Raw genomic sequence first — 15,456 nt, forward strand, 5'->3', positions numbered from 1 at the left:
GGAGAATATGATAATGGACACAATTAAGGAGCAGATTGATACATTTGTGACAGAATGGCAGGCAATCACAATGGCATACAGTGATTATGCCAGATCCATAGGAATTAATTATACAAGTTTACAGGTATTAAAATATATAACAACCATAGAGTGCTGCACACAGAAGGACATCTGTGAACGTTCTTTTTTGCCCAAGCAGACTGTTAATTCCATTATTACCGGTTTTTACAAAAAAGGTTTTGTGGAATTGAGGGAGTTAAAGGAAGACCGGAGAACAAAAAGCATCCATTTAACGGAAACAGGACAAAAATATCTTGATTCTTTTTTTCCGCATATAGATGAGTCAGAATATCAGGCAATGGCTTCTTTAAGTGAAAAAGAACGGGAAAACCTGATTCACTGTATTCATTCTTATGGAGAAAAATTTCGTGAAATGCTAATGAAAGAATAATAAGATTTACAGACTGCATACCGGAAAATTTTCGGTATGCAAAAAATACTTTATATAGTCCGAAAATAGTACAATCTGAAATAAGGAGAAAATGATGGAGCATCCATTAGGGAGAGAAAAATTATCAAAACTGATTATTCAGTATTCTATTCCAAGTATTATATCGTTTGTTGTAAATTCACTGTATAACATGGTGGATCAGGTATTTATCGGGCAAGGAGTCGGGTATCTTGGAAATGCAGCAACTAATGTTATCATGCCATTGACGACGATTATGCTTGCACTTGGGCTTATGATCGGAGACGGAGCTGCTGCATTTATGAGCCTGAATCTTGGACAGGGAAATAAAGAGGAGGCAAGGAAAAGTGTAGGAAATATGTGTGTACTTACACTGATTGCAGGAATTCTTCTGATGACATTATTTGAACTGTTTCTTCGCCCATTGGCTTTGATGTTTGGTGCAACAGAAACTGTTATGCCGTATGCATTAAATTACGGAAGGACTATCGTTTTAGGATTTCCTTTTTATGCAGTAAGTATTGCATTTGCCAGTATCATCCGTGCAGATGGACGACCAAACGAAACAATGCGTGGGCTTTTAATCGGCTGTATCACAAACATAATTCTTGATCCTGTATTTATTTTTACTTTCCATATGGGTGTGCAGGGGGCAGCTCTGGCAACAATTATCGGACAATTTTTGAATACTGTTTATTTTGTGGTATGTATTTTCAGATTTAAAACATTTGACCTGAAAGCCGAAGATATAAAACTGGACAGAAAAATCAGTACAAAGATCATTACATTGGGAACATCCAGTTTTATTACACAGATTGCAGTCGTGCTGGTGATCGGTGTTATGAATAATCTGTTAGTAAGCTATGGCGGACAGTCAAAATATGGTGCAGACATTCCGCTGGCTACGTTTGGAATTACTATGAAAGTATGTCAGTTAGCTTTTGGGATTGCTCTTGGAATTGCAACGAGTGTCCAGCCAATCTACGGATTTAACTATGGATGCGGACAATATGGCAGAGTAAAAAAGACATTTAGAATTACAATGTTTACAAGTGTTGTAGTTATGCTTCTTGCACTGGTGATATTTCAGATTTTTCCGCAGAATATCACTGCATTATTTGGACAGGAATCTGATTTGTATATGGAATTTGCCGTTAAATCATTCCGTATATTTTTATTGGCGTGTTTCTTGCAGCCAGTTGCATCGGTCACAGGAATCTTTTTTCAAGCTATAGGGAAGCCGGTACTTTCTGCTGTCTGTTCTATGTCAAGGCAGATTGTTTTTATGATCCCGTCAATGATCCTGTTAGGAACACTTTCAGGAATTGAAGGGATTCTTTGGGCAGGACCTGTTGCGGATACCTTTTCCGCTGTGATTGCAGGAGCAATGCTTATGCTGTTCTGGAAAAAAATATTCAAAGAAAAAGTATAAATATGGAGGTATCTATGAAAAATTATATTTTAAACAATGGAAATGGAATCCCTGCGTTGGGACTTGGTGTATGGCAGGTAAATGATGCAGTACAATGTAAAGATGTAGTCAGTTTTGCATTAAGAAACGGTTATCGTCTGATTGATACTGCAACTGTTTATCAGAATGAAGCTGCTGTCGGAGAGGGAATAATGGATTCCGGTATTCCGAGAGAGGAAATTTTTGTGTGCTCGAAGCTCTGGATACAGGATATGGGATATCAGGCTACAAAGGATGCCATTGACAGACTGCTTAAGAGAATGAAACTGGATTATCTGGATATGTATCTAATCCACCATCCGTTAGGTGACTATGTAGGAAGCTGGGCTGCAATGGAAGAAGCTGTAAAAGCGGGGAAAATTATAAACATTGGTGTAGCAAATTTTGGCAAGAAGCAGTTGACTGAACTGATTGAGAACAGCAGTACTGTTCCGGCGATTGATCAGATGGAAATACATCCTCTTTGTCAGCAAAGATATCTAAGAGAATTTTTAAAAGAAAAAGGAATTGCACTGGAAGCATGGAGCCCTCTCGGAAGCGGAAACAGTGCAGTCCTCGAAGATGCAGATATTTTGTCAATGGCAAAGAAATATAGTAAAAATGCCGGTCAGATCGTTTTGCGGTGGCATATACAGGAAGGCGTGATTGCCATTCCGAAATCAGTTCATCAGGAACGATTGGTTTCTAATATAGATGTCTGGGATTTTGAACTGACGGAGCAGGAAATGAACATCATTAGAAATAAGGATACAGGGAAAAATATCCTTGGATATGATCTGGAGCATCCGGAACAGGGAGAATGGACAGATTTCCTCTTAAATCTTAAAGTAGAAAGCTAAAGGAGCGTAAGGAGTATGAGTACAATTTTTATTGTTGGTTCCTCATCAGGAATAGGAAAGGCAACCGCTAAATTATTTGCAGAAAAAGGATGGACAGTAATTGCTACCATGCGTTCACCGGAAAAAGAAACAGAATTAACATCTTATGAAAATGTGTTCATCTACCCGCTTGATGTAACAAAGCCGGAAGTAATTGAGAATACAGTGTCAGAAGTGCTTGGAAAATATGATGTGGATGTGTTGTTCAACAATGCAGGTTATGGAATGAAATCACGTTTTGAAGATATGACGGAAGAAGCAATGCAGAGGTCTTTAAATACGAACCTGCTTGGAATGATTCGTGTAACGCAGAAATTTATTCCATATTTTAAAGCAAAGAAAAGCGGAATGATTTTGACAACCACTTCTCTTGCCGGTGAAATGGGACTGGTGTTGGATGGCATCTATGCAGCAGACAAATGGGCTGTTACCGGAGTATGCGAGATGCTCTATCATGAACTTTATCCGTTTGGTATTCAGGTAAAAACCATCGTTCCGGGAGTAGTTAAGACCGGATTTAAGATGGAGATGTCAGAAATGCCGGGGTTTGATAATCTGATAAAAAATCAGACAGAAATGTTAATGCCGGACATGGATGATCTGGAATTACCAGAGGAAGTGGCACAGGATATTTATCATGCTGTAACCGATAAGGATAGTGATCGTATGTGTTATGTGACAGGAAAAATCACAAAAGAACTGTACCAGAAACGACAGGAACTTGGGGATGAAGAATTCCGTAAATATATTCGTTCATCCCTGATGAAGAATAAATGATTAACCAAAAATCAAATCAGATGATAATAGATTTTTAGAAGTAATAACAGCGTGGAAATTCATAAAAATGAAATCCACGCTGTTAGACTTACAGTTCAAGTGAATCCTCCGCATCTACCCACATCTGCAAATTTCCATCAAGATACAATCTTGCATATTCAAGTGGCTCATCAATGGCGAGTGCGTTTAATGCACAGTCTGATCCTGGTGTGGTTTTTAAGTCCTTCTCAGCTTCCCAACAGTCAATGCGGAGCATATAGCCAACAGAGGTGTAAACATCAATGCTGTTTCGCTGTGGATTGTATTCTGCAAATATTGTTCTCATCATATCCTATCTCCTTATCATTCAATCAATCATCGGTTACAAAAATCAGAAGCATTTCAATCAGTTCACCATGTCATTTTCATTTTGTGTTATAATGTGTTATCAGATTTTTTTGGTCTCCGCTGCCGCTTCGGTCGGCACAGAGCAGATGTCCACTGGACATCTTGTGCCCTTGTATTTGCCCTTATCAGAGTTCGTAAACACTGATGGGACGATATAACAGCTATTAAATCTCTTAAAACAGGTGAAATCTCAATCGGAATTTGCGAGGATAAAAAATGTGGCTTCGAGAATATAAGACCGCTGATTGTGATCAGTTGGCGGAACTGTTTTATAATACGGTTCATAGCATAAATGCAAAGGATTATGCGGAAGAACAGTTAAATGTCTGGGCAACAGGCAGGGTAGATTTACAGGAGTGGAATCTTTCTTTTCTAAAGCATAAAACGATTGTTGCTATCAAGAATGATGAGATAGTTGGTTTTGGAGATATCGATGATTCAGGTTATTTAGATAGATTATTTGTCCACAAGGACTATCAGGGAATGGGAGTTGCGTCTGCAATTTGCAATGAACTGGAAAGTTCTGTGCAGGGAAAGACTATCACAACCCATGCATCTATTACGGCAAAGCCATTTTTTCAACAGCGAGGATATCGAGCTGTGAAAGAACAGAAAGTTATTCGGCAGGGAATTGCTTTGACGAATTATGTAATGGAGAAGTAGACAACTTCCAGTTTATGGAATTACTTAAGATATAAAAACATGCAGGGATTTTTGCAATGAGAGATTGCATTGTCCCTGCATGTTTTTGTTTTTTTATTCCAATCTAATTCCCAATCCCTAATCCCAATTTTCGCCTGGATATTTCATTCCCCAGTCTTTTCTGAGTCTGGTCATGATCTCCATAACGTCTCTGGTGTATGCAAGATGCATCTCATCTTCTTCATTCTGCTTGTTCTGCTCATTATTTTTATCAGCAGAGTTTTTATCGACACCATTTTTATTCGCGCAGGTTTTGTTTTTCACTGCCTCTTCCATATCTGTCATCTCATAGTACAGGGCATTGGCGGTGTCTCCGCAGGCGAGTTCTGTCTGTTTTCCGGTCTCGGCGTCAACGAGGACAGCCTTGCTCGCACGCGGATATTCCATGATCTCGATATAACCCTTTTCACAGCTGATCATCGCGCGTTTTGGCTGTTTGGAATGCATCGAGAGTGCGACGGTTGCCATCTGTCCGAGACGGTTCTTTAAGAGGATCGTCGCCTGCTCATCCGAGCCGGTCGGGGACGGCTTCCACTGGCTTACGATCTCATCCGGTGTCTCGTCCATGAAACTTCTGACAATCGACAGTGCATAGACTCCGATATCGAGCATTGCACCGCCGGCAAGATCCATGTTAAAGAAACGGTTGTTCATGTTGTATTCCTTGAAACTTCCGAAATTCATTGTGATGATCTGAACCTTTCCGAGATCTCCGTTTTTCACGATTTCCCAGAGCTTCTTGTAAATTGGCATGTGCCAGATCGTCATTGCCTCTGCGAGAACCAGATTTTTCTTCTTCGCGAGATCGATCATCTCCTCAAGCTCCCGACTGTTCAAGGTGATAGACTTTTCGACGAGGAGATGTTTGCCGTGCTCAAGTGCCTTTTTCATGAATGCGTAGTGAGTATTGTGTGGACTTGTGAGGTAGATGATGTCCACGTTCTCATCCTCAAACATGTCATCGATCTGGTCATACACTTTTTGGATTTGATATTTTTCTGCAAAGTCAACAGCCTTCTGGTGCGTCCGGTTTGCGACCGCATATAAAGACTTTCCCATTTTTTGCAGTGCCTGTGCCATCTCGTTTGCGATAACACCAGTGCCGAGCACTGCCCAGTTTAAATCGTCATGCATAAAAATTTCCTCCGTCCTGAATCCATTTTTTAACAATTTTTTTCTGCGAGTTTCGAGTTTCAAGTTTCCCGGTTGTTTCTTGCTTGGTCGTTTGTGGGAAATCCCCTCAGTGATTCCATTACCATTATAAAAAGTCGTGGATTTTCCGTCAATATTCCTTTTCAATCCTTCTCAAAACATTCGCACATTCGCGCATCCACATATAATTGCGCATAATTTATGGTGGCTGTCTCATATATTCTAGCAGGAGGAGATGGACATGGTAAGGCGGGAGGAAACGTTGCTGAAAATGTTTCCGGAGGAGATTCGGAAGCGGATTGTGAAGATCCCGGAATGGTTTGAGCAGGTTCAGGAGATTCGGCTTCGGACGGGAGGTCCGCTTCTGATTCAGTATGGAAACCGCGAGTTTTTTGTCCGGTCAGATGGGGGCGGACTTTGCAGGGAGCAGAGGGAGGCTTATCTGGTCTCACAAAAGCAGATTCGGGAGACGCTCGAGCACATGGCTTCCTACTCACTCTACGCATTTGAGGAGGAAATTCGTCAGGGATATCTGACGATTCCAGGGGGACACCGCATTGGGATTGCGGGGAAGACGATTGTCCAGAGTGGGGAGATTCGGAGTATGAAGTTTCTCTCGTTTCTCAATATTCGTCTCGCTCATGAAGTTTTGGGATGCGCCGATGAAGTTCTGCCGTATCTGTTTGATCATGATCAGGGGAAACGAAAACTCTGCAATGCGATGATTCTGTCCCCACCTCGATGCGGAAAGACGACGCTTTTGCGGGATCTTGTGCGACAGATTTCTGATGGGAGTTCGCAGATAGAGGGGATGACGGTCGGGCTTGTGGATGAGCGTTCCGAGATTGCCTCCTGCTATCAGGGAGTTCCGCAGAACGATGTCGGAATTCGCACCGATGTCTTGGATGCATGCCCGAAGGCGCACGGGATGATGATGCTGATCCGCACGATGGCACCGCAGGTCGTGGCGGTGGATGAGATTGGAAGCAGGATGGATATGGAGGCTGTGGAGTATGCGATGAACTGCGGGTGTCGCGTGATTGCAACGGTGCATGGAAACGGGATGGAGGACATTCGCAAAAAGCCGGTTCTCGATCGGATGATTCAGGAAAAATGGTTTGACCGTTATCTGATTTTGAAACACACGATAACAGATGGAATGACGGCAAGGGTGTGTGATGCAGAGGGAAATCCGATCGGGAGGGCATCTCTCACAGTCAGGGCAGGATGATTTGGCACAACCTAGATGGTTTCGCAGGAAAATTTGAAGAGATTTTGAAGAGATGGAGAATTAATTTCTTTTCCGTTTCTTGTCGGAGAAGGAGGTATAAGGCGGATGAGCAGTAAAACCATTCTTCTGGGACTTCGGTGTCTCGGCGCTGTGCTTGTGGTTCTCGGGGCATCTGGATTTGGAATCAGTATGGCAGTCCAGTATACGAAGCGTCTCTCGCAGTTGGAACAGCTTCGCAGGATGATTTTTTTGCTCAAGGGTCAGATTGTCTATGCGAATGCCTCGCTTCCGGAAGCCTTTGAAGCCGTTGGAAAGCGAGAACAGGGACCGCTCAGTGCTTTGTTTCTGCGTGTGGCAGAGCAGGCAGAGACGCTCGAAGAAGAGAATTTTTCTGCGGTCTGGGAGCAGGAGATCGGGAAAATGGAAGAGAAAAATGGAAGGGAACAAAGCGCACTCAGCAGATCGGACAGGCAGTCGCTTGCCGGGCTTGGGCGTCATCTGGGATTTCTTGACCGCGAGATGCAGGAGAGAAATCTTCTTTTGTATCTGGAGGAACTCGATGAGCAGATCGCACAGCTGAGAGGACATCGCCAGGAGACCTGTCGCCTGTATACAAGTCTTGGGGTGATGGGAGGAATTTTTCTTGCGGTGATTTTGATTTGAAATAATTTATCTGGGGACGGGAGGCAGGATGCCAAATGGGGGTAAATCTGATTTTTAAAATAGCAGCGGTTGGAATTCTTGTCTCCGTTGTCTGTCAGGTCTTAAAGCACAGCGGGCGTGAGGAACAGGCATTTCTGACGAGTCTCGCGGGGCTGATTCTGGTACTGTTTTGGATGGTTCCCTATATCTATGAATTGTTTGAGACGATCAAAGATCTGTTTTCTCTATGATTTGGAAGGGGATGGGCGGGTATGACAATCATAACGATCGGAATTGCCGGAATCACAGCGGTATTGCTTGCAGTCCAGATGAAAGGTGTGAAGGGCGAATATGCGATGTATCTGGCGGTTGCGACCGGATGCTTCCTGTTCTTTTATGGGATTACGAAACTTCAGACCGTTCTCGATGCCCTGCGCCGGGTGCAGGATTTCATCCAGATCAGCCCGCTTTATTTAGCGACTCTGCTCAAGATGACGGGGATCAGCTATGTGGCGGAGTTCTCTTCGGGAATCTGCCGGGATGCCGGATACGGGGCGATTGGAAAGCAGATTGAGATCTTCGGAAAGCTCTCGATTTTGGCGGTCAGTATGCCGATTGTGCTCGCCCTTCTTGAGACTTTGGAGCGTTTTTTGTCATGAGAGTGTGGACGGCATTGAGAACGATATTGCGGAAGTTTTTTCTCTTTTTGAGCTGTTTGGTTTTCTTTGGTTTCTCGGTCGGAATCGTCTCGGTGCGGGCAGGATGTTATGGAGCAGTAGATTATGGGGCGGTAGATTATGGGATGGAGCGTGTCTGTGAGAGGGCTTATGAGACAGGAGCTATCGGGCAAATCGATCAGAATGAGGATCTGGCGGAGCAGTGGCAGGAGATCGATCAATTTCTAAGGCGGGAAAAGCTGTCAGGGTCGGGAAATGGCGCGTTCAGTTTTTCGGAGCTGATGAAAACGATTCTTGCGGGAGACAGCAGGGCGACGGGCAGGATGCTGATCGATGCCTTAAAGCAGGGGATTGTCGGAAATCTCGATGAGGACTGGAGACTTGCAGGTCAGCTTCTCGGACTTGGAATTGTCGGGGCAGTGTTTGTCACGTTTTCCAATATCTTTTCGGAAAATCAGATTTCCGATACCGGATTTTTCATGACCTATCTTTTGATGTTTGCGCTACTTGTGACGTCGTTTCTTGAGAGCGTGCGCTTTGCCGGTCAGGTCTTGGAACAGCAGATTGAATTTATGAAGGTGCTGATGCCGGCGTGTCTGATGGCGACGGCATGGGCGGGGAGCGGGATTACGGCAGTCGCCTGGTATGAGGTGGTATTTTTTTTGATTGCGGTGGTTTCGTGGCTGTACCAGCGTTTATTTCTGCCTCTTGTGCAGATGTATCTGTTGATCAAGCTGGCGGGAAATCTGGGAAAGGAAGCGATGGTTTCCAAAATGACAGATTTGATGAAGTCAGGAGTTCATCTCGGGGTGACGTCTCTGTTTGCGATGGTGATCGGGTTTCAGCTGATTCAGGGCATGGTCCTGCCCTATGCGGATGCCGTGAAAACTGCCGGTGTGTGGAAGATGATTCAGGTGATTCCGGGGATCGGAAATGGGGTGGAAGCGACGGCAAAACTCGTGCTGGGATCGGGAGTTCTGATCAAGAATACGATGGGAGCAGTTGCAATTTTTCTGCTGATTTTGATTAGTTTAAGTCCGATCATTCGCCTTGGAATTCTGTTTTTTTCCTATCGCCTGATTTCGGCAATTTTGGAGCCGATCGCCGATCGTCGCCTGACCGGATGCATCGGCACAGCGGGGGATGCGCAGAAAATGTTGTTGGAAATGCTCTTATCCGCAGTAGTCCTCTTTATTCTCACGATTGCGCTGATCTGTGCCGGGACAAATGCGACGTATCTCGCGTAGTAAGTTTGTGTGAATGGGAAAAAGGGGGGATGATCACGGAAGGGCTGATGCAGGCAGTTTTTGGGTGGATACGCAATCTGACCGGCTTTTTCCTGTTTATGTCTGTGATGGATCATCTGATGCCGGAAAAAGCCTATGCATCGTACATAAAGTTTTTTTCGGGCATGGTTTTTATTCTTCTCGTCTTGCAACCGATCACGGGAAAGCAAAAGTTGGAAGAGCGAATCGCGCAGTACTATGAGAGCAATCTTTTTCGCTATGAGACGGGAGAGTTGAAGCAGAATCTTCTCGGAATAGAGGAAAAGCGAAGAAGTCAGATCGCAAATCAGTATGAGACGGCACTTGGACAGGAAATCGTGAAAATGGCTCAGGCTGATGGATTTGAGGTAAACAGTTGTCAGGTAGAGATCAACCAGAATACGGACTCGGAGCAGTTCGGAGAGGTGACGGGAGTCAGGGTGGAGGTTTGTTCGGTTTTGCCTGCACAGAGTGTAGAAAGTTCCCGGACGGGGACCGGACAGAATGGCAGTAGTTCCAAAACAACGGAGAGTTTGAAGGGGACTTCGGAGAGCACAAAGAAGGAAAGTGCAACAAGTGAAACGGAGATTCAGATTCCAAAGATTATAATAGAAAACCAAAATGAAAATCCAAATAAAACACAAGGGCAAAGTCAGAACACAATTCAGGGGGAAACTCAGGCGGAGGAGGACACAGCAAGGGCAGTCTCCGGTCCGGTTTATCAGAAGATTGGAGAGCTGAGAAGCAGAATATCATGGTATTGTGGGGTGGAGGAGCAGAATGTGGAAATCGGAGTTGTGGAAGCGGAAAGATAAATGGCTGTTTGTGCTGACGATCGGGGCGATTCTCTGTATTCTCGCAATTCCATCCGGAAAGCAGGCGGGAAAGAGTCAAAATAGCGTGTCGGAGAGTTTCGCGAAAAGCTTGTTTCTGAAAAATGAGAGTTCGGGTTCGGCGGAGCTGGGGAATGGCGGAAATGCGACAGGGGCAGGAGTAGGAGCTTTTGGCGAGACTGGAGTGGAGGATGGTCTTGCCGTGTCCTCGAGTTCTGTCACACGAACTTACGAACAACAGCTTGAGACGAGGGTCAAAAACATTTTAAAAAATGTGGATGGGGTGGGAAAAGTCGATGTGATGATTGCGCTGTATGCCTCGTCGGAAAAAGTGATCCGCAGTGACACAAACAGCAGTGGTTCGCTGACCGAGGAGACGGATTCTTCGGGCGGAACGAGGAGAAGCGAGAGCAGTGCGTACAGCACGACAACCGTCATGGAGGACAGCAATGGAAACTCAGCTCCAGTCATTGAAAAAGAGGTCTATCCGGAGATCTCGGGGATTGTGATCAGCGCTGAGGGCGGGGATGACCCGAAGGTGCGCTCCGAGATTTCAACGGCGATGGAAGCACTGTTTGGACTGCCTGCGCACAAGATCAAAGTCTTGAAGCGAGCCGGATAAAAAATTGCAAAGTATAAAGTATAAAAGAATAAAAGAAAAGAATAAAACAAAAAAGTAAAATAGTTACAAAAAACCGCTTTCCGGAAAATTTTCAGAATGCGAAGTTTCCAGAGAGCGGTTTAAAGGGTTGGGTTTTGGGATTGATTATCTTGTTGAGACGAGGACGATAATCTTATTCATCCTCCTCGCTTGCCGTAGCATGGTACTCATTTACATAAATCAGATGGCTTCTTGACTCTTCCACGATGTTTCGCACGGTTTCCGCGGTCAGAGGTGTGTCCTGAGGCTGTAATACCAGACTCAGAGCACAGGGAAGGTTGATTCCACAGATCAGGTGGCGGTGGTCATTTACATACGGGCAGAACTGCTGGTTCACACTGCCACCTAACATGTCTGTCATGATGACGACTTCGTCTTCCGGATCAAAGGAATCAAAGAGATCCTTGATCTGGGTGGGGAGATCGGTGTCGTCCATATAGGCACTGATGTCGATGATGCCGTCCATAGAAGTAAGAAAATTTAAGGTGTCTTTCAGACCGTGGGCCAGTAAATGATGGGAGGCGATAATATATTTTCTCATAGCGCTTCTCCTTGTAATTCGTAATGATATTCAAATAATATTTATAAATTTATAATATTAATATTTAAAATCTTTCAAATAATCCTAAAGATAATACTTAAAAGCATGCAATTACATTCAATTATTATAACGGAAAAATCGGGGGATTGTTACAGGGATTGAATCAAATGATCCACATAAAGTTCCGCCTCTCTCTGTGGGAATGGGGTCTGCATGCTTTCATAGCCCTTGCCGAATTCCTCTTTCTCTACGATGTAACCGGCACTGTAATTTGCGTAGCCCCAGACAATGCGCATAGGAGCATCAAAATGTTTTTTGATTTCCATTCCGAATGTGGAGAACAGCTCTCCCGGGACTGTGATGATTTCCAGATCGCCGAGGTGGAAGATTACGGAGCGAAGTGTGACGTTGACACCGCCCGATGCAATCTTTCTCTTTAAATGGCGGACACCGGACCAGAGCAGTTTCTTGTCATCCTCGGTCACTGCGTTAGCCAGTTTCTCTTCATCCTCTGCAAGCTGTGCCTTCATCGCTTCAAGGTCGTAAGTCTGATGGATCGTGTATTCGGTGGTTTTTACGGATTCTACTTTTAATTCCATCGGAGTTTCGGTTTCTGCGAAGACATCGACCTGCTTCATGATCTCATCGCGGACACGCCAAAGTTCCTTTTCGTCGTTTCCTTTGCGGTACTGGCGGTTACCCATATCTCCGCAAGCGCCCTGCATCGTGATGAAGATCGTGTTGTATTTCGCGTCGAGTGCTTTTCCGACATTTCCGAGAAGGTCAGAGCTGATCTTCATGTTGTGGATACCAAGGACGGTTGGGTGACAGGTGAACTGGAACATGCCGGCAACCACATGGTTTTCATTGCGGAAGAGGATCATGTTGATGTCCTTATCGCTTGGCTTGTCGAGGTAATTGCGGTTGCCATAGACGCCGTCTACCGTGCCTTTTACCATATAAGGCGTTACCTCCAAGAAGCCACGGTCGAAACATTCGTCCACAGCGTCAAAAAGCTGTTTCATCACCAGCTCGCGGTAAACTGCCTTGCGGTGATTTCGGTCTTCTCCCTCATCCTCAAAGCTGATGTCAGGACCGGAGTGTGTGTGGATCGTTCCGATGATGATATTTTCTCTTGGAACAGAGTATTTTCCGGCGAGAACCGTGCGGGCATAATCCGAGATCGGTTCCTCCAACCGGCAAAGATCCAACGTGGACCATATAAAAATCTCCCCGTCAATGCGAAGAACCAAAGTTCTGCAATAAAGTTCGTCTAAAACTCCAATCGATTTTCCGGTTCTCATCGCGTAACCGCGCATGTACATGGGAAACGGCGGTGTGATGACGCGTTTTGCTGTGCTTACTTCAACCATATGATAAATCTCCCCTCAGTGCCTGAGTGATCGTTCAGGTCAAATTTAATTTGTTGATCGTTGTGTTTGTATCCGTTGATTCTTGAAATGTGATTTTTGATGAATGAAAAAACGGCTCTGCCTGCCGGATAAAGACAGGGCAGAACCGTCATTTACAGATTGCTTGTAACGTGTCGATCGTTTCGTCTGTTAAGCCAAAATCGCAAAATTGTTTGTTTCGTCTGTTAAGCCAAAATCGCAAAATTGTCTGTTTTGTCTGTTAAGCCAAAATCACAAAATTGTCTGTTTTGTCCGTTAAGCCAGAATTCCGAGTGCAGAGCAGATCATGGAGAAGACGATCACGATGAGGATCAGGGTGGTGATCTTCATGCCTTTCTTTCCAAGGAGCTTGTACAGAACAAGGACAGTAGCGACAGAGATCATGGAAGGCATGATCTTGTCTAACAGATCTGCAACTGCCAGATTGACATCGCCCATCTGGAATGCCAGAGGTGTCTTTGCCGTTACAACCGTAGCGGACAGAGCACCGACAACGGTCAGACCGAGAACAGAAGCAGCATCTGTGATGCGAGCCAGTTTTCCGCCGACTTTGGTGATGAGTTTGGTACCTTCGCGGTATCCGATCCACATCAACTGGGTACGGATGCCGATGAAGATAAGGTTTACAATGAGCCACAGGATGACACCGATCGGGTTGCCTTCAAGAGCCATATATCCTGCGATCGAGCCCATGATCGTCGGAAGCAGTGTCCAGAACAGGGTATCACCGATACCTGCCAAAGGTCCCATCAAGCTGACCTTGATGTTCTGTACCGCATCGAGGGAGGAGATTCCCTCCTTATCTTCGAGAGCCAGGGTAGCACCGAGAACGATGTTTGCGAGCCACGGCATCGTGTTGAAGTATTTGAAATGGTTGTTCAATGCTTCAACGTACTCGTCATCATCCTTGTAGATCTTGCGCAGGAGAGGTCCAATACCGAAGACAACGGCGGGAGCGAGCTGGGTATCGTAGTTAAAGGTTGTTACTGCCATTAAGGACCAGCGGATGGCACCTTTCACACAGTCTTTTTTCGTTAAAACGGGAGCTTTCTCCATTCCTTCATTCTTTTCCATAATCTCATTATTCATCTTCAAGTCCTCCTGCAAATCCTACATTTTCCTTTGCTTCCTCATCCATATAGAACTTGTAAGCCAGTGCGACACCAAGGAAGGCGATACCAAGAATCGGAACACCCATGTATGCGCTGAGTACAAAGCCGATCAGAATGTAGTTGAAGTATTTCTTTGCCGGCATGTAGTGGAGCAACATTGCGATACCAAGACCCGGAAGAAGTTTTCCGGCTACCGACAGACCACCTGTTACCCATGCCGGAAGGACATCCAGAATCGCCTGAACAAGAGGAGCACCGGCAGTCAGAGCAACTGCGGTCGGGAATGCCATGAAGACAGCTACCATGATCGGGCAGAGATAGAGGATGGCGTACATTTTGCCAAACTGTTTCTCATTTGCATATTTCTGAGATTTCTGTGCGATGAAGGAGTTGCAGATCTTGTATAAAACGTCCATCTGCACACCGAGCATACCAACCGGAAGACCAATCGTCATACCAACTTCCGGTCCCTGTCCGGTTGTCTTTGCGAACGCGCAGGCGATAATCGTTGCAACGCCGTAATCCGGTACCGAAGAACCACCAAGAGCAGCAACACCCAGGGACATCAGGGTGAACGTACCACCGATGTAAAGACCACTGTTCATATCACCGAGGATCAGTCCACACAGGAAACCGACGATAACAGGTCTTGCGTGTGTCAGAGACAATCCACGACGGTCGACGTTGATCTCAGCAGCCACCAGGACAAGCAGTACAATTTGTAAAGCGCTTAATTGCATAACAATTCCCCCCTTTTGTTATTTTAAAAATTCATCCATCGAAATTACCGCGTCAGCAGGTACATACTGTGCATAAATCTTGGTTCCAGTCGCCTTTAATTTTTTGTAAGCCTCGATGTCATCCGGCTTTGCAAAGGCTCTCTGGGAGATCTTTACAGCTTCCTCGCCTTCCGCAGGTTTTACGGTTCCGCCGACTACCAGCTCCGGAACCTTTACACCGATCTCTGTGAGCTTAACCAGAGTTTCCGGTTTCTTGACCAGAACGAAGACCGTGTGATCGTTGTACTTTCCGGCTTTGAAGTTGTTCAACGCGGTTTCTTCGGTGATAATGGAGATTGCCATTCCGGTAGGTCTGGCAAGCTTCATACTTGCTTTGGTCAGCTCGTTGTTGGCAACCGTGTCATCGATGATCATGATGCGCTGTGCGCCAGAACGACCAGCCCACTGTGTTGCCACAATGCCGTGAAGAAGGCGGTTGTCAATTCTTGCAAGTACAATACCCATAT

19 protein-coding genes are annotated in these 15,456 nt (G+C 45.2%); 12 read left to right on the forward strand and 7 right to left on the reverse strand.

Annotation, left to right across the window (positions count from 1 at the left end):
• From ACR0QT_RS07925 to ACR0QT_RS07940, 4 genes are all read left to right on the forward strand, one after another.
• A partial coding sequence (locus tag ACR0QT_RS07925) for a MarR family winged helix-turn-helix transcriptional regulator (protein WP_432630281.1) occupies positions 1 to 451 on the forward strand: 451 nt, incomplete at its 5' end.
• 94 nt (positions 452 to 545) lie between these two features.
• Positions 546 to 1,901, forward strand: a complete 1,356-nt coding sequence (locus tag ACR0QT_RS07930) for an MATE family efflux transporter (protein WP_432630282.1) — start codon at positions 546 to 548, stop codon at positions 1,899 to 1,901.
• Positions 1,902 to 1,915: 14 nt separating this feature from the next.
• Positions 1,916 to 2,779 carry an aldo/keto reductase gene (locus tag ACR0QT_RS07935; RefSeq protein ID WP_432630283.1) on the forward strand — a complete coding sequence of 288 codons (864 nt, stop codon included), beginning with the start codon at positions 1,916 to 1,918 and terminating at the stop codon, positions 2,777 to 2,779.
• Positions 2,780 to 2,794: 15 nt separating this feature from the next.
• Positions 2,795 to 3,595 (forward strand): SDR family NAD(P)-dependent oxidoreductase, encoded by an 801-nt coding sequence (locus tag ACR0QT_RS07940; protein ID WP_432630284.1) that lies wholly within the window; start codon positions 2,795 to 2,797, stop codon positions 3,593 to 3,595.
• An 88-nt stretch (positions 3,596 to 3,683) separates the two neighbouring features.
• Here the strand turns inward: ACR0QT_RS07940 and ACR0QT_RS07945 are convergent, their stop codons facing one another.
• Positions 3,684 to 3,920 carry a DUF6061 family protein gene (locus ACR0QT_RS07945; protein WP_432630348.1) on the reverse strand — a complete coding sequence of 79 codons (237 nt, stop codon included), beginning with the start codon at positions 3,918 to 3,920 and terminating at the stop codon, positions 3,684 to 3,686.
• Positions 3,921 to 4,198: 278 nt separating this feature from the next.
• Between ACR0QT_RS07945 and ACR0QT_RS07950 the strand changes: the two genes are divergently transcribed.
• Positions 4,199 to 4,645 (forward strand): GNAT family N-acetyltransferase, encoded by a 447-nt coding sequence (locus ACR0QT_RS07950; RefSeq protein WP_432630285.1) that lies wholly within the window; start codon positions 4,199 to 4,201, stop codon positions 4,643 to 4,645.
• A 117-nt stretch (positions 4,646 to 4,762) separates the two neighbouring features.
• On the opposite strand, the gene ACR0QT_RS07955 is transcribed toward ACR0QT_RS07950, so the two are convergent.
• Positions 4,763 to 5,818 carry a Gfo/Idh/MocA family protein gene (locus ACR0QT_RS07955; RefSeq protein WP_432630286.1) on the reverse strand — a complete coding sequence of 352 codons (1,056 nt, stop codon included), beginning with the start codon at positions 5,816 to 5,818 and terminating at the stop codon, positions 4,763 to 4,765.
• A gap of 259 nt (positions 5,819 to 6,077) precedes the next feature.
• Between ACR0QT_RS07955 and spoIIIAA the strand changes: the two genes are divergently transcribed.
• The 7 genes from spoIIIAA to ACR0QT_RS07990 all read left to right on the forward strand — a co-directional run bounded on the left by spoIIIAA (position 6,078) and on the right by ACR0QT_RS07990 (position 11,106).
• A complete protein-coding gene (gene spoIIIAA, locus ACR0QT_RS07960; RefSeq protein WP_432630287.1) occupies positions 6,078 to 7,067 on the forward strand; it encodes a stage III sporulation protein AA in 990 nt (329 codons plus the stop codon).
• Between the two features lie 105 nt (positions 7,068 to 7,172).
• Complete coding sequence (locus ACR0QT_RS07965) at positions 7,173 to 7,730, forward strand: stage III sporulation protein AB (protein WP_432630288.1); 558 nt, start codon at positions 7,173 to 7,175, stop codon at positions 7,728 to 7,730.
• A gap of 35 nt (positions 7,731 to 7,765) precedes the next feature.
• Positions 7,766 to 7,960, forward strand: coding sequence for a stage III sporulation protein AC (gene spoIIIAC / locus ACR0QT_RS07970; protein ID WP_432630289.1), 195 nt, complete (start codon positions 7,766 to 7,768; stop codon positions 7,958 to 7,960).
• Between the two features lie 21 nt (positions 7,961 to 7,981).
• Entirely contained in the window at positions 7,982 to 8,368 is a 387-nt protein-coding gene (locus tag ACR0QT_RS07975; RefSeq protein WP_432630290.1) for a SpoIIIAC/SpoIIIAD family protein, read from the forward strand.
• Between the two features lie 47 nt (positions 8,369 to 8,415).
• On the forward strand, positions 8,416 to 9,633 hold the full coding sequence (locus ACR0QT_RS07980) for a stage III sporulation protein AE (protein WP_432630291.1): 1,218 nt from the start codon (positions 8,416 to 8,418) through the stop codon (positions 9,631 to 9,633).
• Positions 9,634 to 9,662: 29 nt separating this feature from the next.
• Positions 9,663 to 10,466, forward strand: a complete 804-nt coding sequence (locus tag ACR0QT_RS07985) for a stage III sporulation protein AF (RefSeq protein WP_432630292.1) — start codon at positions 9,663 to 9,665, stop codon at positions 10,464 to 10,466.
• A complete protein-coding gene (locus ACR0QT_RS07990; RefSeq protein ID WP_432630293.1) occupies positions 10,432 to 11,106 on the forward strand; it encodes a stage III sporulation protein AG in 675 nt (224 codons plus the stop codon). Before ACR0QT_RS07985 ends, ACR0QT_RS07990 begins: the two co-directional genes overlap by 35 nt.
• Positions 11,107 to 11,278: 172 nt before the next feature.
• On the opposite strand, the gene ACR0QT_RS07995 is transcribed toward ACR0QT_RS07990, so the two are convergent.
• The 5 genes from ACR0QT_RS07995 to ACR0QT_RS08015 all read right to left on the reverse strand — a co-directional run bounded on the left by ACR0QT_RS07995 (position 11,279) and on the right by ACR0QT_RS08015 (position 15,454).
• Positions 11,279 to 11,686: a PTS sugar transporter subunit IIA gene (locus ACR0QT_RS07995; RefSeq protein WP_432630294.1), complete on the reverse strand. Its 408-nt coding sequence runs from the start codon at positions 11,684 to 11,686 to the stop codon at positions 11,279 to 11,281.
• A 149-nt stretch (positions 11,687 to 11,835) separates the two neighbouring features.
• Positions 11,836 to 13,059: a hypothetical protein gene (locus ACR0QT_RS08000; RefSeq protein WP_432630295.1), complete on the reverse strand. Its 1,224-nt coding sequence runs from the start codon at positions 13,057 to 13,059 to the stop codon at positions 11,836 to 11,838.
• A 294-nt stretch (positions 13,060 to 13,353) separates the two neighbouring features.
• Positions 13,354 to 14,187, reverse strand: a complete 834-nt coding sequence (locus ACR0QT_RS08005) for a PTS system mannose/fructose/sorbose family transporter subunit IID (protein ID WP_308450369.1) — start codon at positions 14,185 to 14,187, stop codon at positions 13,354 to 13,356.
• A complete protein-coding gene (locus tag ACR0QT_RS08010) occupies positions 14,180 to 14,950 on the reverse strand; it encodes a PTS mannose/fructose/sorbose/N-acetylgalactosamine transporter subunit IIC (protein ID WP_432630296.1) in 771 nt (256 codons plus the stop codon). The genes ACR0QT_RS08005 and ACR0QT_RS08010 overlap by 8 nt, the downstream gene beginning before the upstream one ends.
• A gap of 18 nt (positions 14,951 to 14,968) precedes the next feature.
• Positions 14,969 to 15,454 (reverse strand): PTS system mannose/fructose/N-acetylgalactosamine-transporter subunit IIB, encoded by a 486-nt coding sequence (locus ACR0QT_RS08015; RefSeq protein ID WP_432630297.1) that lies wholly within the window; start codon positions 15,452 to 15,454, stop codon positions 14,969 to 14,971.
• Positions 15,455 to 15,456 lie beyond the last annotated feature (2 nt).

The organism is Brotaphodocola sp., assembly GCF_050873365.1.
GTDB lineage: Bacteria > Bacillota > Clostridia > Lachnospirales > Lachnospiraceae > Brotaphodocola.